Source organism: Massilia sp. DJPM01 (genome assembly GCF_030348125.1).
Classification (GTDB): Bacteria; Pseudomonadota; Gammaproteobacteria; order Burkholderiales; family Burkholderiaceae_D; genus Telluria_A; species Telluria_A frigida.
In genome coordinates this window covers 24,414-44,152 of record NZ_JAQOZV010000030.1, presented here as the reverse complement: position 1 = coordinate 44,152, position 19,739 = coordinate 24,414, and the positions used below count along the sequence as shown (strand labels likewise).

Genomic DNA, 19,739 nt, shown 5'->3' with positions numbered 1-19,739 from the left:
ACTGCCGGAAACGACTTCCCGGCACTGCGCGGGAACGACGGTTTTTAGGATAGCGGTCGCCGGTTGCGTATTATTGAAGTTTGACCTTCCAGTTATCCTGCACGCACTTGACGTAGTTATCCGCAATCAGCGCGCTGTACGGCGTCTGGTAGCTGACCAGCTGGCACTGGTTCTGCCCGCCTTCATTCCAGTTCTTTTCCCAGTAGATGCTGTACGACGCCGAACTCGACGGCCCGAAGCGTTGCATCGTGGCGCACGATAACTGTTCCGCCCCCACATTCCAGCCCAACTCGCCCGCAAACTGCTTGTAGTAATTGATGCGGTTCTGCGCCGCCGCCTTTTCCGTCCCCTGGCCACACTCGGCATTGATGATCATGATCGTGGTGGCGAAGTTGTTGCCAGCCCCCGCCGCGCGGTCGGCCGCGTTCGGTACCCAGGTGCCGTCGATCACATGCAGCATCGATGGCTTGGGCGGCTGCGGATACGCAAAGAAAAACGTCGCCGATGCCAGATTCAGCCACGTCGACGCCACCCGGTCCGGCTCGCGCAGCAGCACCGATTGGTCGCCCTTGAACATGATCTGCGAGAACGGCCCGTAGTTGTAGTTGTACGACAGTTGCTTGGCGCCGCGTCCGAAATACTTCTTGAAGCTGCCGTCCGCATTTTTCCCGCACGTCCAGACCCCGTTGAACACGGGATCGGCGCACTCGGCGTTGTAGCCGCAGCCGGCGCCGGTGTCGTCGCAGCCCAGCTCGCGCAGGTATTTCAAGCCCTGGCGCCATTCGGGAATCGTGCTGCTCGCATGATGCTCGCCGGTTTCTTGCGCGAAGTGCGCGAACATGGTCGCCAGCGAATGCCGGCAGATGCCGTCGGCATCGCGCCCGTCGCTGTAGTTGTCGCAGATGGCTGGAAACTTGGCTACCGCCTGCAGGAAACGTTGGTAGGTATAGCTCGGCTCGCGCACCGCGAAGAAATGGTCCCATTTGGTCGCCGGCAGCAGCCGCTCGACACGCTTCACATTGATTGGATTGTCGCTGCGCCCCGGCACGACCTGCTCGACTGCCCCATTGTCCAGCGTGCGGATCGACGCCTTGACGCTGCGGAAGAAGGCATTGTCGGTCAGCTGCGCTTCGCGTGCCTCGGCCTGCGCCTTGGTCGGAACGCCACCCGGGGTAGGCGTCGGAGTAGGTGTCGGCGTAGGAGTCGGTGTCGGCGTAGGAGTAGGCGTCGGTGTCGGTGTTGGCGTTGGAGTCGGCGTCACCGCACTCAATTCCCACGGTCCCCACTGTTCCGCGCCCGGCACATTACCTTGCGTCCACCACTTGGCCTTGTACACCTTGCCCTGATAACTCGCGCACATTCCGACTGTAAACACCGCGCTCGGGCTCCACACCGGGCACGTGGCACTCGCCTTGACCATCGAACGCGTCGCGCTCTCCGACCCTGTGGATTCGCCGCCACCGCCGCTGCTGCCGCCGCAGCCGGCCAGCATGCCCGCCAGCAGTCCTGCTGCCAGCATCGATAATTGTTGTTTCATATTCATACTCCAGGAAAATGGATACCGGGCAGAAAAAACCCGGCAACGCGCACTGGCGTTCCCGGGTCCTTTACCTTGAAAGATCAACTAGTTACGGCAGTGCGACCGGCAGTTCCGGATACTCGTCCGCCAGCGCGTAGCGCTTGCCGCCGACCGTGATCACGTAGGCCGACGGCCCCGAGATCGGCAACTGGTAGTTCAGCGTCAGCGACACCGATGCGCCCGGTGCCAGCGCTTGCCACGCTGGAATCGTGAACTGCGCGCGGTTGAAGGTCGCCTTGAAGCCGCCGATGTTGTTCGGCCCGTTGTACCCGGCCGCAATCACTTTCAGCCCATACCCCGACTGGTCGCTCATGTTGGCCGGCGCCGCCACCGGATACGAGAACTCGACCACGCTGCCGCCCGGAATGGTGGTGGCCGATTTGTTGGTCACCGTCATCACCGGGTTGATCGGATAGTTGCTGTCGCCCAGTTTCCAGCCACCCACTTCAATGCTGACCTTCGCGCTGCTGGCAGGCACGGCCGTTTCAGCACGCTTGTTGCCGTACGGCCCCGCCGTCTTGAAGGTGTTGAAGGTGTTGGTGGTCAGGGTGTTGCCCATGACGTACTGGCCCTTGCCGCCGTTCTTGCTGGCATCCCACGCGTAATCGCCCGCCATTTCCCAGATCATGATGCCGCCGACGTTGTTGTCGACGATGTAGCGCGCCTTGGCAGCCATCGATTGCGCGGTCTCGGTCGAGAGGAACACTTTCGTGGTCGGGTTCCACAGCCACGGCGCGGCCATGGTCGCGCTGTAGTTCGGCTGGTAGGTGCCGCGCAGGGTCTTGTCGGTCACCTTGTAGGCGTCGAGATAGTCCGGCAGGATCGCTTTTTCCAGGTTCAGCGCGTGCCACAGCGGATTGCCGCCGCCGGGGATCGGCTGGCCGTTGACGTCGAGGTCGTGCCACAGGTTGTCGATGCCGACCGCGCCTTCGCCGCACGTCTTGACGCCGGCGCAGGTCACGGTCGAGCTGACCAGCGCGGTGGTGCCCCACAGGCCGTTGGTGCCGCCGTTCACGTTCTTCCAGCCGCGCGTGTAGTACGGCACGCCCAGGTTGATGCGCCCGGCTTGCAGCGCGCCGCGGTAGTAGCGGTAGGACCAGTCGACGTTCAGGTAGCCGATGTTGGCGAACTGGTAGGCGTTGCCGGCACGCAGTTCGGCATCGTTGCCGTCATCGAACAGGGCCGCGTTGGGACCGACGTACTGGTTCCAGCCGCCGTGCAGGTCGTAGCTCATCAGGCTGGCGTAGTCGAGATACTTCAGGCTGGAGAGGTTTTCTTCGCCGCGCAAAATCCAGGCCGATGCGGAACCGGCGATGGTCAGCATGTAGTATTTCTTGTCGGCTACCGCTGCCGTGTCGAGCTTGGTGCGTACCCGTTCCAGCAGCACGTTGTAGCTCTTCATCAGCCCGGCCAGGCGTGGTTTCGACTTGCCGAAATCGAGCGGGTTGCCGGCCTCGTTGTTGGTGGTCGGGTGCTCGTAGTCGATGTCGATGCCGTCGAAGAAGCGGTACTGGCGCAGGAACGCCACCATCGAGTCGGCCAGGGTGTCGATGCCGGCGCTGTTGAGCGAGCCGTCGGCATTGGTGGTGGCCGTGTAGAAGCCGCCGCTGCCCGCCCAGCCGCCGACCGACAGCATGATCTTCACGTCGGGGTGCTTGCGCTTGTATTGCGCCAGCAGGTTGAAGTGGCCTTTGTACGGCAGGGACGGGTCCATCGCGGCGGCCGGATTGTCGGGCCAGGTCAGGCCGGTGTCCGGGTTGGCCGCGCCGCTGCCGAGCAGCAGCCTGGACGTGGCGGGGTCGACCGCGGCGAAGGCGTAGTTCACGTGGGTGATCTTGTCCCACGGGATGTTGTTGACGAGGTAGGAAGGCGTGCCATCCTTGCCCGTGCGCCAGCTGGTGAAGTAGCCGACGATGCGGCGATTCAGCCCGTGCGCGAGCACTTCGCGGCCATTGGCATCGTACACGCCGCAGTACGGCACGTTGGTGACCTTGGAGGTCAGGCCGTCAGGACGGCAGGCGACCGTTGGCGTCGGTGTTGGCGTCGGCGTCGGTGTCGGCGTTGGTGTTGGTGTTGGTGTCGGCGTTGGTGTCGGCGTTGGTGTTGGTGTCGGCGTCGGCGTTGGCGTCGGCGTCGGCGTCGGTGTTGGTGTCGGGGTAGGCGTCGGTGTCGTCGACAGCGCCCATGGTCCCCATTCCTCGGTGCCGGGCACGTTGTTCTGTGTCCACCACTTCGCCGTGTAGGTTTTGCCCAGGTGGCTGACGCAGGCGCCAACCGTGTACACCTGGGTGGCGGACCATGCGCTGCACACCACCACTTGCGCCAGCTGGCGCTTCGATTCGCCGCCTTTGCCGGACGTGGCGTCAGGCGCGCTGCCGCCTCCGCAGGCTACCAGGGCGCTGCCGAGAAGGGCGCCCATCAAACGATTGATCATCATTCTTATTATCTCCGTTATTCATTGTGTTCCCCCTCAGAAATCGTGATTGGGGGGATAGTTACTGTAGAAGTCGTTCGGCCATCGGAAATTGGTCGCCGACAGCGTCACCGAAATATCGAGCCCTTCCACGTAGTGCCACCAGCCGACCGGCAGGAACAGGATTTCGCCCGGTTCCAGCACGCATTCGAGGACCTGCACCTCGGCCATGGAGGGAAAGCGCGCCAGGTCGATGTTGCGGGCGTCCACCTCGGTGAAGCAGTGCCGGTGGTTGTAGACCCTTGGCGTATCGCACGGCGCCATCAGCTTGATCTTCTTGCGCCCGATGATCTGGGCCATGAAGTTATTGGTCAGGTCATGGTGGAACGGGGTGACCGTGCCAGCCGGGCCGAACCAGAAAAAGCCGCGCCGCGCCGGATCGTCGGTCAGGTACTCGGGCAGGGTGCCTACATCGTCGAACAATTCCTTCAACGCTACACTGTTGAGCGAATCGTTGTTGGCGGTCATGTAGAAGTCATTGGTGCGCCCGCTGGTGCGGACCATCTCCACATACTCGCCGAAAGGCATCTTGCGCTTGTGGGCAATGCTGTTGAGCTCATATTGCGGATCGGCTTCGCGTCCGAACTGCACCTCGACCACGCGCTCGCCGAAGCGCTGCGCAAAATAGTCGAGATGCCATTTCTGGCGTGCCGGGAAATGCTCCAGCATGCCGGTGATGATCACCGGCCGGTTGGTGCGGTAATACTCTTGCAGGAAGTCCTCGCCGGAGAGCCGCTCGCGTCGTTCAATCCCCTCCTCGTACAGCCGGTTCAACTGCGACTGGATATTCAGCACCCAGTCGCGCTTGTTGACCCGGTTGGCCAGCCTGCGCGCAGCCTGCAGATACGGGCTGCGCAGTGCCGCGTCGATTTCGGTCCGGGCATGCGCCGGGGACACGTTCGATTTGACCAGGATGGCGGCAATCGCCTCGGGGGAGGTACCGAGCATCAGGTTTTCGCCGATCCAGCGGCGCCAGTCGTCGTTGACCTGCAGGGTCGGTTGCACGTTCGATTGAATTTTCAAGAGGTTTCTCCAGGAGGTTGCGGGCATGGAGATGCCGGCCGCCCTGGTGACGGGCCGCCGGCACCTCCGCTTAGCCGCTTAGCGGCCCTTCCATACTGCGCTGGTCAGGGCACCGTTGGCGTCGCCGTCGAGTTCCCATGAGAACGCGCCGCGCAGGCCCTGGTCACGCATGTACTGCATCTTCACACCGATGGTGGCCGGATCGTCGTAGCTCCACCATTCGCTGTTGGTCGTCAGCAGGTACAACTGCTTGGTCACAGGATGGGTCCAGCGGGTGCCGGCCTTGTTCATGAGAACCTTGTAGTCGTCGATGCCGGCTTCGTACTGGCCGGCTGCCGCACCGCTCGCTGCCTGGTACAAACCGTCGCCGCGCGGGCCGGGGCTCACGCCTTTCCAGCCACGGCCGTAGAACGGCACGCCCAGCAGGATTTTGTTTTTCGGCATGCCGGCTGCGACCAGGGTCTTGATCGCGTCGTCGGTGTTGTACTTGACCAGGTTGCCGGTCGCCGGGTCGGCGGGATCTCGGTACAGCGGCGCGTGGAAGTTGGTAGTGTTTTCCCATCCGCCGTGGAAGTCGTACGTCATCACGTTGACCCAGTCCATGTACTGACTATACAGCGCAGGTTCAGTCTGGGCAATCTTCTCGCCGCCGGCGCCGATGGCGGCCGTCAGTGGATAACGTTTGCCGTCGAGCTTGCCCTGGGCGTCGAGCTGGGCCCGGAACTCGGCCATCAGCAAGGTGAAGTTGCGCTTGTCGTTGACCGTGTCGACCGTGTTGTACGGCTGACCGCCACCGCCCGGGTATTCCCAGTCGATATCGATGCCGTCGAACACGCCCTTGGCCGCGCCCGGACCGCCACGTCCATCCTGCACCGGCAAGTCACCGGCGATGAATTGCTTGATGCACGACCTGGCCAGCTGCTTGCGCAAGGCGTCGGTCTTGGCAGCCGCCGAGAAGTAGCGCGACCAGCTCCAGCCGCCCAGCGAAATGAACACTTTCAGGTTCGGGTGGGCCTGTTTCAGCAGTTTGAGCTGGGCGAAGTTGCCGGTCAGCTTGGCATCCCATGGGATGACCTTGCCGTCGACCGTGCGCGCAGGAGAACGCTGGTAATCGGCGTAGGCGTCGCCACCGGTGCCGGCGTCGGCTGGTGGGGGCGTGGTGTTGCCGGTTTCGGCCTTGGTCACCATGTCGCACTCGTAGCCGCCGTTTTTGGCGTACACATTGCCGAAGGCGTAGTTGATGAAGGTCAGCTGGTCGGCCACGCTGGTCGGCACGCCGTTGACTGGTGTCTTGGTGGTATGGATGTCGGCCACTTCATAGCTGCGGCCGTACACGCCCCACTGGGCGAAGTAGGAACCGATTTCACGTCCGCCGACCGGGGTGGGGGTCGGTGTTGGTGGCGTTGGCGTCGGCGGCGTTGGCGTCGGCGGGGTCGGCGTTGGGGTGGGTGGCGTCGGGGTCGGTGTCGGCGTCGGGGTATCGGTCGTCAGCGCCCATGGGCCCCATTCTTCAGTGCCCGGAACATTGTTCTGGGTCCACCACTTGGCTTTGTACACCTTGCCTTGGTAGACCACGCAATTACCGACGGTATAGACCGTGGCCGCATTCCAGGTGGCGCAGGTCACGACGGCCGCTGACGTTTTGGTCATGCTGCCTTGAATGTCGGATTTCTCGCCGCCGCTGCCGCCGCATGCGGCGAGCATGCTGCCGATGAGAGCGATCAGCAGGCCGCTTTTAGTTGGGTATTCCATGTTCTCTCCTTGGTCGATTGGTGTCCGTTTTACGATCTTCTGCAATCGGAACTGCGCCGATCAATCGGAAAAACGGTGAGCCAGAGTGAGTCCCGGAGAATTGGTAGTCAAGTGGTTTTGGCGGGTTGACTAAAATGAAATACCAGTTTGATGGACGAAAGAAACTCTCGCTCAGGCAAGGTATCCACTTATCGAGGATGCATATACGGGAAGTGAATAGTCAAATGTGGAAGCTGAGAAAGGCGGGATGACAGAGAGATATCAAATTGTACACAATATGTACAATACCGCTTTAATACCCGTTTAGATTGGTATTAGCGGCGCCGCGAGCGGTCGCGGCGCTTTTTTCGTGCTGGGCACGAATTGCTGGCGTATCAGCGTGGCTTGAGGTCTTTCGCGCGTATTGCCCACAGCCCAGGCAAGTTGCGCCAGTAGCCATACACATCCATGCCAAAACCGACCACGAACTTGTCGGGAATGGACAGGCCGATGATATCGGCTTTGATGGGTTTGCTGCGTTTGATGGCCTTGTCGGCGAACACCGCAATGACGACTTCGGCCGCGCCCATGTCGAGCAAGCGCTGCTTGACGTGGGCCAGGGTTTCGCCCTCGTCGAGGATATCGTCGAGCACGATGATGATACGGCCGGCCACGCTCGGGCGCGGGATGACTTTCCACACGACGTTGCCGCCCTGGTCGTCGTCGCCGTAGCGGCTGACGTGGATATAGTCGAATTCGAGGGGGAAACGCAGTTGCGGGAGCAGGCAGCCGGTGAACACCACCGCGCCGCCCATCACGCCGAGCACGAGGGGGAAGGCGTCATTGTCGGGCTGGTCGAAGCGCGAGTTGAGCTTGTCGGCAACCTGGCGCACGGCGGCCTGGACGGCGGCGGCGTCGAAAATTTCCTCCGCATTGTCGAGAAGGGCGCGTGCACGTTCAGCGTGGAATTCTTGCATGGTGATTAGCTCATAAAGGACACCAGGCAATTATCCTGCAAAGTGCACTGCACAATGGGGATCGTTGGATTTGTGCGACAAGGGATGCTTGGCCAAGGCTGCCGCCCTTTGCGCCACCACCTCCGTCGTTCCTGGCACTGCCAGGAACGGCAGAGGACCATTCAGCTGTAATCCCTTAAATCCTCAATCACCTTCCCATCATCAGCCAGGGTCCCCGGCGACTCGAACCTGACCTCCCCGCGCAGCTTGGTCACCTCGCGAATCGACTCCACAATCGCCGCCGCCTGCTGCGCGTCCGGCGCGTTCGCGACCTCGCAGTGCAAGGTCATCACGTCATTGGCCATCCTGCCGGTCACCACCAAGCGCGCCTTCAAGATCCCCGGATGGCGCCGCACGATATTATTCACCTGCGACGGATGCACGAACATCGCGCGCACCTTGGTAGTCTGGTCGGCCCGTCCCAGCCAGCCGCGAATCCGGCTGTTGGTGCGTCCGCAGCGCGACGGCTCCGTGTCCACCAGCAGCGCCGACATATCCCCCGTCGCAAACCGGATCAGCGGATAGTCCGCATTAAACAAGGTCACCACGATCTCGCCGATATCGCCCGGCGCCACCGGCTCGCCACTGCCGGGCCGCACGATTTCGAGCACCACATCCTCATCGAGCACCATGCCCGGATTGAGCACCCCGCCGGTCGCCGTTTCGTACGCCATGCTGCCGATATCGGCCGACGCATAGGTCTGGAACACATGCGGCACGCCATTCTCGCGAAACCAGGTGCGCAAGGACTCCGGCAGCGCCTCCGCGCCCATCAGCGCGCGCTGCATGCTGCTGATATCGGCCCCCATCTCGCGTGCTTTCTCGATGATGATGCGCAGGAAGGACGGCGTGCCCACGTACGTATCCGGACGCAGGTCGGCAATCGCCTGCACCTGCATCTCGGTCTGGCCGGCACCAGCCGGAATCACCGCGCAGCCGATGCGCGCCGCGCCGCCTTCCACCATGAAGGCGGCCGGCGTGAAATGATACGAAAAACAGTTCTGCAGCAGCCCGCCCGGCCGCACGCCGGCCGCGTACATCGGCCGCGCAAAGCGCCACCAGTCCTCGCCGCGCCCTTCCGGATCGAAGATCGGCCCCGGCGACACGTACACCCGCGACAGTGCGCCCACCGGCGTCACCGTCAGCCCGCCGAACGGCATCGAGGCCTTCTGCAGCGCTTTCAGGTCGGCCTTGCGCGTGATCGGCAGCGATGCCAGCGCGGCGCGGCTGTTGATAGTAGCGCCGTCCACGCCCGCCAGGATGCGCGCCCAGCCCGGCGCGCTGCGGGCGCGCTCGATCAGTTGCGGCAAGCGCGCCATCAGGTCGCGCTCGCGCTCCTGCGGGTCGCGCGTCTCCAACGCATCGAGCGTGTCGAGCGTGTCCACCTTCATGCTTGTTCTCCGATCTGGCGTTGCAGCTTGCGGGTCAGTTTGGCGAAAATCAGTTCGTAGGCGCGCCGCAGCAGCGCCGCGGCTTGCGCGTCGCTGAGCGCCTTTGCGTTCTCCACGTACACCCACTTCGCCCGCGCCAGGTAAGGTGCGGGAATGATGCCGGGACGGTCGGTCAGCTCCAGGAAGCGGTCGTCCTCCACCTTGAAGCAGATACCCGTGGCCGGCACCGCGTAATCGGACATCGCAAACATCTTCTCGCCCACCGAATACACCGCCCGCGTTTCCCATTTGCGGTCTTCGGTCGCGCCGGGGAAGGTGCGGCACAGGGCTTTTGCGGCTTCAAAATCCATGATGATCCTTCAAGCCAGCCAGCGTTTGCGGCGGCGGTAAAATTTCATGTCCCGAAAACTCTTGCGCTCCGCGCCAGCCACGCCAAGGTAGAACTCCTTGACGTCTTCATTGCTGGCCAGTTCCTTGGCCTCGCCTTCCATCACCACACGCCCGTTTTCGAGGATGTAGCCAAAGTCGGCGTAGCGCAGCGCCACCGTGGTGTTCTGCTCGGCCAGCAGGAACGACACGCCTTCCTTCTGGTTCAGGTCCTTGACGATGTCGAAGATCTCTTCGACGATCTGCGGCGCGATGCCCATCGACGGTTCGTCGAGCAAAATCATCGACGGCTTGGCCATCAGCGCGCGTCCGATCGCGCACATCTGCTGTTCGCCGCCGGAGGTGTAGCCGGCCTGGCTGCCGCGCCGCTCTTTCAGGCGCGGAAAATACTGGTACACCGCTTCCAGCGCCGCTTTCAGTTCGGCGCGCGAGATATTGCGCGTGTAGGCGCCGGTCAGCAGGTTTTCTTCGATGGTCAGGTGGCCGAAACAGTGGCGCCCCTCCATCACCTGCGACAGGCCGCGCTTGACCAGCTCATTCGGGGTCAGATGGTCGACCCGTTCGCCCTTGAACTGCACCTCGCCCTTGGTCACGTCGCCACGTTCGCCGCGCAGCAGGGTCGAGATGGTTTTCAGGGTGGTCGATTTGCCGGCCCCGTTGGCGCCCAGCAGGGCCACGATCTTGCCCTTCGGGACTTGCAGCGATACGCCTTTCAACACCAGGATCACATGGTCGTAAATGACCTCGATGTTATTGACCGACAGGTAGGGCTGGCTGGCAGTGATGGTGGTCATAGGTTCTTCGCGCGGTATAAAAATCCCTCGCGCCGCTGCTCTGGTGCGAGGGCAAGGGAACGGTTACTTCCTGCCCTTACTTCAGGCAGGTGGGCGTGATCTTTTTCTCGGCCGCGTAGGCGTTCGACGATTCCTCGACCAGCTTGCGCGTGAGGGCCTTGTCGCCCACCACCCAGTTCGGCGTGATGGCGATCCACTTCTTGCCGTCCCACTGCTGGACCTTGACCGCGCCCGAACCTTCGTGGTCGTCGCAGCTGGTTTTCACGGTCGGGAACATGCCGAAGGCACCCAGCGCTTTCTGGCGCGCTTCATCGACGTTCAGGTTTTCCAGGCCCCAGCGAATCTGCTCGCCGGTCATGGTCTTGCCCTTGCCGAATTTGTCCTGCGCCACGCGGATCGCTTCGACCCACAAGATGCCGGCGGTCAGGCCGCGCATGTGGTACACCGAACCGATACGCGCCTGGTCGGCCAGGTTGCCCTTGCCGGATGCGTAGACCTTCTTGCGGATCTCGTCGATCAGCGGATAGTTACCCGGCGTGTTGAAGGTCATCGAGGTGTAGCCCTTGGCCGCATCGCCCGACGGAATCGTGTCTTCTTCGGAACCTGCCCACCACACGCCCAGCATCTTCTCGCGCGGGAAACCGTTGCGCTGCGCGGTCTTGATGGCGACTGAATTCATCACGCCCCAGCCCCACAGGATCACGTGGTCCGGCTTGGCCTGGCGGATCTGCAGCCACTGCGACTGCTGCTCGCTGCCCGGCGGCGCCACCGCGATCTTGATCAATTCGAAGCCGTACTGCTTGGCCTGCGCTTCCAGCACCGGCAGCGGTTCCTTGCCGAAGGCCGAGTCGTGGTACAGGTGGACGATTTTTTTGCCTTTCAGCTTGTCGTAGCCGCCGTTCTTGTCGGCCAGGTACTTGATCATCGCCGCCGCCTGGTTCCAGTAGCTGGTAATGAGCGGGAACACGTACGGGAACACCTTGCCGTTGGCCGCGTCCGAGCGGCCGTAGCCGAGGGTCGTCATCGGGATCTTGTCCTGCACCAGGCGATCGAGCACGCCGTAGGCAATGCCGGTCGACAGCGGTTCGACCATGCTGGCGCCGCCGTTCTTGGTTTTCAGCCGTTCGTAGCACTCGATGCCGCGCGACGGGTTGTACTCGGTCTCGCATTCTTCCCACTGGATTTTCACGCCGTTGACGCCGCCGTTGGCGTTGACCAGGTTGAAGTAATCGATGGCGCCGCCGTAAAAGCCCGAACCGCCGGCCGCGTACGGGCCGACGCGGTAGGACGGCAGCGCGATGAACTGGTCGGCCGCCTGTACCTGGTTGAATGCGCCGATCAGGGTGGCGCACAGCAGCAGGTTCTTGAATACAGGGCTCTTCATCTTATGTTTTACGTGATTCATTGTGGTCTCCGGAAGAATGCGTTAGTGCGGGAACGGCCAAAGCCGCAGTTTTTCTTTACCTACTTGCCACAGGCGCGCAAGGCCATGCGGCTCCACGATCAGAAAAAAGATAATCAGCGCGCCGAATACCATCAACTCCAGGTTCGACGCCACCGAGGTTGGCAGCGACAGGCTGTGCGCCAGGATGTTCAAAAATACCGGCAGCAGCACGATGAAGGCCGCGCCGAGGAAGGAGCCGAGCACCGAGCCGACCCCGCCGATGATGATCATGAACAGGATGCGGAACGACAGATCGAGGTTGTACGCCTCCGGTTCGACCGTGCCCAGATAGGCGTAGGCGTACAGCGCGCCGGCCACGCCGCAGTAGAACGAACTGACCGCGAACGCCAGCAGCTTGGTGCGCATCGGGCGAAAGCCGATGACTTCGGCCGCCACGTCCATGTCGCGCACCGCCATCCACGAGCGGCCCACGTTCGAGCGGATCATGTTCTTGGCCAGCAGCGCCATGAGCGCCACGATTCCCAGCACCAGCACGTATTTGCTGGCCGGCGTATCGAACTGGTAGCCGAAGATGACGATCTTTTGCGCCGTGATCACGCCCGAGCTGCTGTAATTGGTCAGGTAGGGGATCTTGGTCAGGCACCAGACCACGAAGAACTGGGTGGCCAGGGTCGACGCGGCCAGGTAGAAGCCGCGGATGCGCAGCGATGGCAGGCCGAAGGCGATGCCCACCATGGCCGCGCACAGGCCGCCCAGCACGAAGGCGAGCAGCATCGGAATGCCGGGCAGGCGCGCGATGAAGTTAAACGAGGCGAACGCGCCCACCGCCATGAAGGCGGCGGTGCCGAGCGAGAGCTGGCCGCAATAGCCGGTGAGGATGTTCAGGCCCAGCGCGGCCAGCGAAAAGATCAGGAACGGAATCAGGATCGCCGACAGCATGTAGGGCGAGGCGAACACCGGCACGATGGCGAGTGCCAGCAACAGCAGGCCGGCCAGCGCGATGCGGTCCTGGCGGATCGGGAAGATCTGTCCGTCCGACTCGTAGGTGGTCTTGAATTGTCCGGCTTCACGGTAAAACATATCAGATTCTCCGGATGATTTTTTCGCCGAACAAGCCTTCCGGCCGCACCAGCAGGAACAGCAGGGCCAGCACGTACGGGAACCAGCCCTCGATGCCGCCGCCGACCATCGGACCGATGTAAACCTCGGCCAGTTTTTCGGAGGCGCCGATGATCAGGCCACCGACGATGGCGCCCGGCACCGAGGTAAATCCGCCCAGGATCAGCACCGGCAGCGCCTTCAAGGCGATGAAGGTCAGCGCGAACTGCACGCCGTTGCGCGCGCCCCACAACAGGCCCGCCACCAGCGCCACCAGTCCGGCCACGGCCCACACCACGGCCCAGATCTGCTGCAGCGGAATGCCGACGGCAAGTGCGGCCTGATGGTCGTCGGCGACGGCGCGCAGGGCGCGGCCGACTTTGGTTTTCGAGAACAGCAGCGCAAGCGCGGTGACCAGCACCGCGCAGATGCCGGCGGCGGTCACGTCGAACTGCGAGACGATGATGTTGTAGTTATCGAGCAGGAAGGGGATCGGCACGTCCTCGATCGGCAGGTCCAGCTTGTGCACCTGCGAGCCCCACAGCAGCTGGGCCAGGCCTTCGATGAAGAACGCCAGGCCGATGGTGGCCATGAAGAGGGTGATTTCGGGCTGGTTGACCAAAGGGCGCAGGACGATCCGTTCGATCGCCAGGCCAAGCGCGATCATCACCACGATGGTGAGCGGGATGGCGAGCCAGATCGAGACGCCGAATTTGTCGATGATGCCGACGCAGGTAAGGGCGGCGAAGAACACCATCGCGCCCTGGGCGAAATTGAATACGCCGGAGGCTTTGTAGATCAGGACGAAACCGATCGCCACCAGCGCGTACATGACGCCGGAGAGCAGGCCGCCGATCAGGACTTCAAAGAAAAAATTCATGGTGCGACCTTCAATCTGTCCGTAAACCGGTCTAACTCGCGGAAGCTCTTTTCGCCACTTACCTTAAAACCGTCGTTCCCGCGCCAAGGCGCGGGAACGACGGGAAGGCTTGCGGTGTAAGGCGGCCTCAATGCGCCACCCCCAAATACGCATTAATCACATCCTGATTGCTGCGCACCTCATCCGGCGTCCCATCCCCGATCTTCTTGCCGTAATCGAGCACCACCACGCGGTCCGAAATATCCATCACCACGCCCATGTCATGCTCGATCAGCACGATGGTGGTCCCGAACTGGTCGTTCACATCCAGGATGAAGCGGCACATGTCCTGCTTCTCCTCCACGTTCATTCCCGCCATCGGTTCGTCGAGCAGCAAGATATCCGGTTCCGCCGCCAGCGCCCGGCCCAGCTCCACGCGCTTTTGCAGCCCGTATGGCAGCCGTCCGACCGGCGTCTTGCGGATCGCCTGGATCTCCAGGAAATCGATGATCTCCTCCGCCTTTTCGCGGTGCGCCATTTCCTCGCGCCGCGCCGGACCCCAGTACAGGGCCTGCATCAGGAAATTCGACTTCATCTTCAGGTTCCGGCCCGTCATGATGTTGTCCAGTACCGTCATCCCCTTGAACAGCGCGATGTTCTGGAAGGTGCGCGCAATGCCCGCCTTGGCCGCGCTGTAGCAATCCATGTTCTTGCGGTGCTCCCCGCGCAGCACGATCTCGCCCTGCTGCGGGCGGTACACGCCATTGATCACGTTCAGCATCGAGCTTTTTCCCGCGCCATTCGGCCCGATAATCGCGCGAATTTCGTGCCGCCTGACGTTGAAGGAGATGTCGGTCAGCGCCTTGACCCCGCCGAACGACAGCGAGATGTTGTTCAGGTCAAGGATCACCGGTCCGATCTTGCGCGTCGATCCCTTCGTCCCTGGTTCATTGTCCGCTGGTTCATTGAGTTCATTCATGTTCATCGCAACGCGCTCCTCACGCAGCCTTTTCCATGGCGGGATAGGTGGTGGCCCCGCAGATGCGCAAATCGGCGCTGGCCAATCCCACGCGGCCATCTTCAAACTTGACCTGGGTGCTGATGAACTGACTGGCCTTGTCGGTGTACAGTGCGTCGATCAGCACCGCGTATTTGTCGGCGATGAACTTGCGCCGCACCTTGCGCGTGCGTGTCAGTTCGTCGTCGTCGGGGTCCAGCTCCTTGTGCAAGATCAGGAAGCGGTGAATCTGGGTCGCGCCCATCAGCGCTTCGCCGGCCAGGTCGGCGTTGACCTTCTCCACGCAGTCGCGTATCAGGTCGTAAGTGGTACCGTGCGCGGCCAGGTCGGTGTAGCCGGCGTAGGCGATATTGCGCCGTTCGGCCCAGTTGCCGACCGCTTCCATGTCGATATTGATGAAGGCGCACACCTGGCTGCGCGCATTGCCGAAAGCGACCGCCTCCTTGATAAACGGGAAAAACTTGAGCTTGTTCTCGATGTAGTTGGGCGCGAAGATCGCGCCGCAGTTCATCTTGCCCACGTCGGCCGCGCGGTCGATGATTTTCAGGTGGCCTTCGCTGTCGAAAATCCCGGCGTCGCCCGTGTGAAAGTAGCCGTCGGCGTCGATCACTTCGGCGGTCGCGTCGTCGCGCTTGAAGTAGCCCGCCATGGTCGCTGCCGACTTGACCAGCACCTCGCCGCTGGCGGCGATACGCACCTCGACGCCGGGTGCGGGCAAGCCCACGCTGTCGAACTTGATGTTCCCGTCCGGCTGCAGGCACACATAGGCGCAGGTTTCGGTGGAGCCGTACAGCTGCTTGAGATTGACGCCGATCGAGCGGTAGAAGCGGAACAGGTCCGGCCCGATCGCCGCGCCGGCGGTGTAGGCCACGCGCACGCGCGACAGTCCAAGCACGTTCTTGAGCGGCCCGTATACCAGCAGGTGGCCGAGCGCATACGCGGCGCGATCAAGCGCCGGCACCGGTTTGCCGTCCAGGATATCGGCGCCGCAGCGTTTGGCCACCGCCATGAAGTGGTGGAACATGCTGCGCTTGACCGAGCCCGCGTCTTCCATCCGGATCATGACGGTGGTGAGCATGTTCTCGAACACGCGCGGCGGCGCGAAGTAGTAGGTCGGGCCGATCTCGCGCAGGTCGGTCAGCACCGTGTCGCCCGACTCCGGGCAGTTGACCGTGAAACCGGCCACCATCGCCTGCGCCAGCGAGAACAGGCAGTCGCCCACCCACGCCATCGGCAGGTAGGACAGGATGTCTTCGCGGTCGGTCAGCTTGTCGAAGCCGACCCCGCCCACGCCGGCCGCCATCAGCGCGGCATGCGACTGGCATACGCCCTTCGGTTTGCCGGTGGTGCCGGAGGTGTACAGGATGATCGCAATGTCGCTGCCGCTGCCGGCGGCAACCGCCGCGTCGAACGCGCCGGGATGGGCCTGGTCCCATGCGCGGCCCAGCGCCTGTAGCGCCGCGAAGGAACTCAGGCCGGCCTGCTTGTAGTGGCGCATGCCGCGTTCATCGTCGAAAGCGATGTGACGCACCTGCGGGCACAGGACTTGCAGTTCGAGCAGCTTGTCGACCTGCTCCTGGTCTTCGACGATGGCAAAGCCGATCCCGGCGTCGTTCAGGACGTAGGCCATGTCGGCCGCCGGGGCATCCTGGTACAGCGGCACCGGCACCCCGCCCAGGCATTGCGCGGCCAGCATGGCCCAGTACAGGCGCGGGCGGTTGTCGCCGATGATGGCCAGGTTCATCCCGCGCGTGAATCCGAGCGATGCCAGGCCGCAGGCCAGGGCGCGCACCTCGGCGTTTACCTCCAGCCAGCTCCAGGTCTGCCAGATGCCCAGGTGCTTTTCGCGGAAGGCGGGGCGCTGCGGGCGAGTCTGGGCGTGCGCCAGCAAGCGCCGCGGGAAAGTCTGCAATTGCGAGCCATCGGATGTGTCCACCTGCGTCCCCTTTTGTTTGTCCGGCCCCTCCCGCGACCGCAAATGCGGGGGTGGCGCGCTTTTTGTGTGATGATATTAGCTCGCGTTGGCCGGGCAGGTTGTCTTTTGGATGACAATTCGCCCTCTAATTCGCGATTTTCGATGTTGCGGCGCACAATGACAAACCAGACACAGACACTAATAGATCACCTGCGCTCGACCATATGGGCTCGCACCCTCACCAGCGCCGAGATGATCCGGGTCGAAGCCGACTGCTTCGAGCAATTCGTGCCCAAGGGCGGCTTCGTATGCCGCAAGGGTGAGTCGCTGGACAATTGGGTGGGGATCATCGACGGCCTGGTCAAGATCAACAATTTTTCGCCGTCCGGTAAAAACGTGACGTTTGCCGGCGTGCCCACCGGCGGCTGGTTCGGCGAAGGCTCGCTGCTCAAGGACCAGACCCGCAAATACGATGTGATGGCGCTGCGCGACACGCGCGTGGCGCGCATGCCGCGCGACACCTTCGAGTGGCTGCTGGAAGTGAGCCTGCCGTTCACGCGCTTTTTGCTGATGCAGCTGAATGAACGCCTCGGCCAGTTCATCGGCCTGGTCGAAAATGACCGCATGCTCGATATCGATACGCGCGTGGCGCGCTGCCTGGCCGCCATGTTCAACTCGCATTTGTATCCGGGACTGGAAAAGCTGGTGCAGATTTCGCAGGAAGAAATCGGCTACCTGTCGGGCGCCTCGCGCCAGCGCGCCAACCAGGCCTTGCAACTGCTGGAGAAGGAAGGCTTGCTGCGCCTCGATTACGGCGGCATCCGGGTGCTCGACCTGGAAGGGCTGCGCCACTTCCAGGCATGATGCGCGGACGCACGCATGCACACGCCCGGCGCCCTGGCCGGGCGCGATAGAGGTATCATAAGACACAATGACATCACCCGATTCAACGCTGCCCATGCCCACCACCACCACCGCGCGCGACCAGCGCCTCGCGCAGCTGCGCGCCGCCATGCTGCGCGCGCAGGTCGACGCCTGCATCATCCCGTCATCCGATCCGCACCTGTCCGAATACCTGCCTGGCCGCTGGCAGGGGCGCGAATGGCTGACCGGTTTCACCGGCTCGGTCGGCACCTTCATCGCCACCAGTGACTTTGCCGGCTGCTGGACCGATGCCCGCTACTGGACCCAGGCCGCGACCGAACTGGCCGGCAGCAGCGTGCAGCTGATGAAAATCCCGTCCGGCGCCAGCCTGCTGCACATCGACTGGCTGGCAGCCAACCTGGCCCCGGGCCAGACGGTGGCGGTGGATGCGCGCGTGCTCGGCCTGTCCACGGCGCGCCTGCTGGCGGATGCCTTGAAAGCGCGCGGCGTCAATCTGCGCACCGATATCGACCTGCTCGACGCGGTCTGGAGCGAGCGCCCGGCGCTGCCACCGGCCCCGGTATTCGAGCACGCCGCGCCGTTCGCGTCGACCAGCCGCGCCGGCAAGCTGGCCGCCACCCGCGCCGCCATGGCCAAACTGGGCGCCGGGCACCACTTCATTTCCACCCTCGACGATATCGCCTGGCTGTTCAACCTGCGCGGCGCCGACATGAGCTACAACCCGGTGTTCCTGGCGCATGCGCTGGTGGCGCCCGATGGCGCGACCCTGTTCGTGGCCGAAGCCAAGGTCGCGGCCGAACTGCGCGCACGCCTGCTGCTTGACGGCGTGACCCTTGCTCCCTATGCCGACGCCGCCGGCGCGCTGGCCGCGCTGCCCGTCGATGCCGCGCTGCTGATCGATCCGCGCCGCATCACGGCCGGCATGCGCGAGGCCATCGCGCCCGCTGTGAAGGTGATCGAAGCGATCAACCCGAGCACGTTCGCCAAGTCGAGAAAGTCCGCCTTCGAGGCCGCCCACGTGCGCGCCACCATGGAGCAGGACGGCGCGGCCCTGTGCGAATTCTTCGCCTGGCTGGAGGCCGAACTGGCCAACCCGGCGCGCGCCCCGCTCACCGAAGTGGCCATCGACCGCCACATCACGGCTGCGCGCGCGCGCCGGCCCGGCTTTGTCAGCCCCAGTTTCGGCACCATCGCCGGCTTCAACGCCAACGGCGCCGTCATCCACTACCGCGCCAGCGACGCCGCGCACGCCGTCATCGAAGGCGACGGCCTGCTGCTGATCGACTCAGGCGGCCAGTACCTGGGCGGCACCACCGACATCACGCGCGTGGTGCCGGTGGGCGCCACCAGCGAAGCGCAGCGCAGCGACTTCACGCTGGTGCTCAAGGGCGTGATCGCACTGTCGTCGGCGCGCTTCCCGCGCGGCACCCGCTCGCCGATGCTCGATGCGCTGGCGCGCGCTCCGATCTGGGCGGCCGGCATCGATTACGGCCACGGCACCGGCCACGGCGTCGGCTTCTTCCTGAACGTGCACGAGGGACCGCAGTCGATTTCCGCAAGCAGCATGCCGGAGCCGCACACCGCCATGGAAGAGGGCATGATCACATCCGTCGAACCGGGCATCTACCGGCCCGGCCGCTGGGGCATCCGGATCGAGAACCTGGTGCTGAACGTGGCGCTTGATGCCACCGAATTTGGCGACTGGCTGCGCTTCGAGACCTTGACCCTGTGCCCGATCGACACGCGCTGCCTGCACCTGCCGCTGCTGCGCGCCGACGAAATCGCCTGGATCAACGACTACCATGCCACCGTGCGCGCGCGCCTGGCGCCGCATGTGAGCGGCGCGGCCGCCGCCTGGCTTGACCAACGCACACAGGAGATCTGATGTCGACCGCACGTTCAACCCGGGCCAGCGCCGCCGTCGACCGCCTCAAGGCCCGCAGCGGAAATCCCGGCTACTCGATGGCCCGCACCGGCGAAGGCCTGTTCTTCCTGTCGGAAGCGCCGGGCGAGCCGCCCCTGTGCGCCCCGCTCGACCTCGACGACTTCGTCGCCTTTGTCAACAAGCTCGGACCGCAAGTGGCGCGGCGTGTCAGCAAGCTCGATGTCGCCTTTGAAAAGCAGCTGGTGAAGAAAAAGCCAGCATCCTAGATCCGACCAAGGAA

The 19,739-nt window shown here is 63.4% G+C and carries 16 protein-coding genes; 3 read left to right on the top strand and 13 right to left on the bottom strand.

Going from position 1 to position 19,739, the window contains the following annotated elements; all coding sequences use genetic code 11:
* Positions 1 to 70: 70 nt before the first annotated feature.
* From PO883_RS19265 to PO883_RS19205, 13 genes are all read right to left on the bottom strand, one after another.
* A complete protein-coding gene (locus tag PO883_RS19265; protein ID WP_289311187.1) occupies positions 71 to 1,537 on the bottom strand; it encodes a glycoside hydrolase family 19 protein in 1,467 nt (488 codons plus the stop codon).
* 91 nt (positions 1,538 to 1,628) lie between these two features.
* A complete protein-coding gene (locus PO883_RS19260; protein ID WP_289311186.1) occupies positions 1,629 to 4,016 on the bottom strand; it encodes a chitinase C-terminal domain-containing protein in 2,388 nt (795 codons plus the stop codon).
* A 33-nt stretch (positions 4,017 to 4,049) separates the two neighbouring features.
* Positions 4,050 to 5,075 (bottom strand): cupin-like domain-containing protein, encoded by a 1,026-nt coding sequence (locus tag PO883_RS19255; protein WP_289311185.1) that lies wholly within the window; start codon positions 5,073 to 5,075, stop codon positions 4,050 to 4,052.
* A gap of 78 nt (positions 5,076 to 5,153) precedes the next feature.
* Entirely contained in the window at positions 5,154 to 6,827 is a 1,674-nt protein-coding gene (locus tag PO883_RS19250; protein ID WP_289311184.1) for a glycosyl hydrolase family 18 protein, read from the bottom strand.
* A 374-nt stretch (positions 6,828 to 7,201) separates the two neighbouring features.
* Positions 7,202 to 7,783, bottom strand: coding sequence for a hypoxanthine-guanine phosphoribosyltransferase (locus PO883_RS19245; protein WP_289311183.1), 582 nt, complete (start codon positions 7,781 to 7,783; stop codon positions 7,202 to 7,204).
* A gap of 161 nt (positions 7,784 to 7,944) precedes the next feature.
* Entirely contained in the window at positions 7,945 to 9,213 is a 1,269-nt protein-coding gene (locus tag PO883_RS19240; protein WP_289311182.1) for a phenylacetate--CoA ligase family protein, read from the bottom strand.
* Positions 9,210 to 9,563, bottom strand: a complete 354-nt coding sequence (locus PO883_RS19235; RefSeq protein ID WP_289311181.1) for an MmcQ/YjbR family DNA-binding protein — start codon at positions 9,561 to 9,563, stop codon at positions 9,210 to 9,212. The genes PO883_RS19240 and PO883_RS19235 overlap by 4 nt, the downstream gene beginning before the upstream one ends.
* 9 nt (positions 9,564 to 9,572) lie before the next feature.
* Entirely contained in the window at positions 9,573 to 10,394 is an 822-nt protein-coding gene (locus tag PO883_RS19230) for an ABC transporter ATP-binding protein (RefSeq protein WP_167084575.1), read from the bottom strand.
* A gap of 76 nt (positions 10,395 to 10,470) precedes the next feature.
* Positions 10,471 to 11,799: an ABC transporter substrate-binding protein gene (locus tag PO883_RS19225; protein WP_289311180.1), complete on the bottom strand. Its 1,329-nt coding sequence runs from the start codon at positions 11,797 to 11,799 to the stop codon at positions 10,471 to 10,473.
* A gap of 21 nt (positions 11,800 to 11,820) precedes the next feature.
* Positions 11,821 to 12,879 carry a branched-chain amino acid ABC transporter permease gene (locus PO883_RS19220; RefSeq protein ID WP_167084573.1) on the bottom strand — a complete coding sequence of 353 codons (1,059 nt, stop codon included), beginning with the start codon at positions 12,877 to 12,879 and terminating at the stop codon, positions 11,821 to 11,823.
* Between the two features lies 1 nt (position 12,880).
* A complete protein-coding gene (locus tag PO883_RS19215) occupies positions 12,881 to 13,777 on the bottom strand; it encodes a branched-chain amino acid ABC transporter permease (protein WP_167084571.1) in 897 nt (298 codons plus the stop codon).
* A gap of 127 nt (positions 13,778 to 13,904) precedes the next feature.
* Positions 13,905 to 14,735: an ABC transporter ATP-binding protein gene (locus PO883_RS19210; RefSeq protein ID WP_373890086.1), complete on the bottom strand. Its 831-nt coding sequence runs from the start codon at positions 14,733 to 14,735 to the stop codon at positions 13,905 to 13,907.
* 19 nt (positions 14,736 to 14,754) lie between these two features.
* Entirely contained in the window at positions 14,755 to 16,710 is a 1,956-nt protein-coding gene (locus tag PO883_RS19205) for an AMP-binding protein (protein WP_289311178.1), read from the bottom strand.
* Between the two features lie 156 nt (positions 16,711 to 16,866).
* Here PO883_RS19205 and PO883_RS19200 point away from each other — a divergent pair, with 156 nt between their 5' ends.
* From PO883_RS19200 to PO883_RS19190, 3 genes are all read left to right on the top strand, one after another.
* Entirely contained in the window at positions 16,867 to 17,553 is a 687-nt protein-coding gene (locus PO883_RS19200; protein ID WP_289311177.1) for a Crp/Fnr family transcriptional regulator, read from the top strand.
* A gap of 94 nt (positions 17,554 to 17,647) precedes the next feature.
* The gene (locus PO883_RS19195; RefSeq protein WP_289311176.1) at positions 17,648 to 19,459 is read left to right on the top strand and encodes an aminopeptidase P family protein; all 1,812 of its coding nucleotides are present in this window, start codon (positions 17,648 to 17,650) and stop codon (positions 19,457 to 19,459) included.
* Positions 19,459 to 19,725 (top strand): hypothetical protein, encoded by a 267-nt coding sequence (locus PO883_RS19190; RefSeq protein ID WP_167084563.1) that lies wholly within the window; start codon positions 19,459 to 19,461, stop codon positions 19,723 to 19,725. The genes PO883_RS19195 and PO883_RS19190 overlap by 1 nt, the downstream gene beginning before the upstream one ends.
* Positions 19,726 to 19,739: the final 14 nt, after the last annotated feature.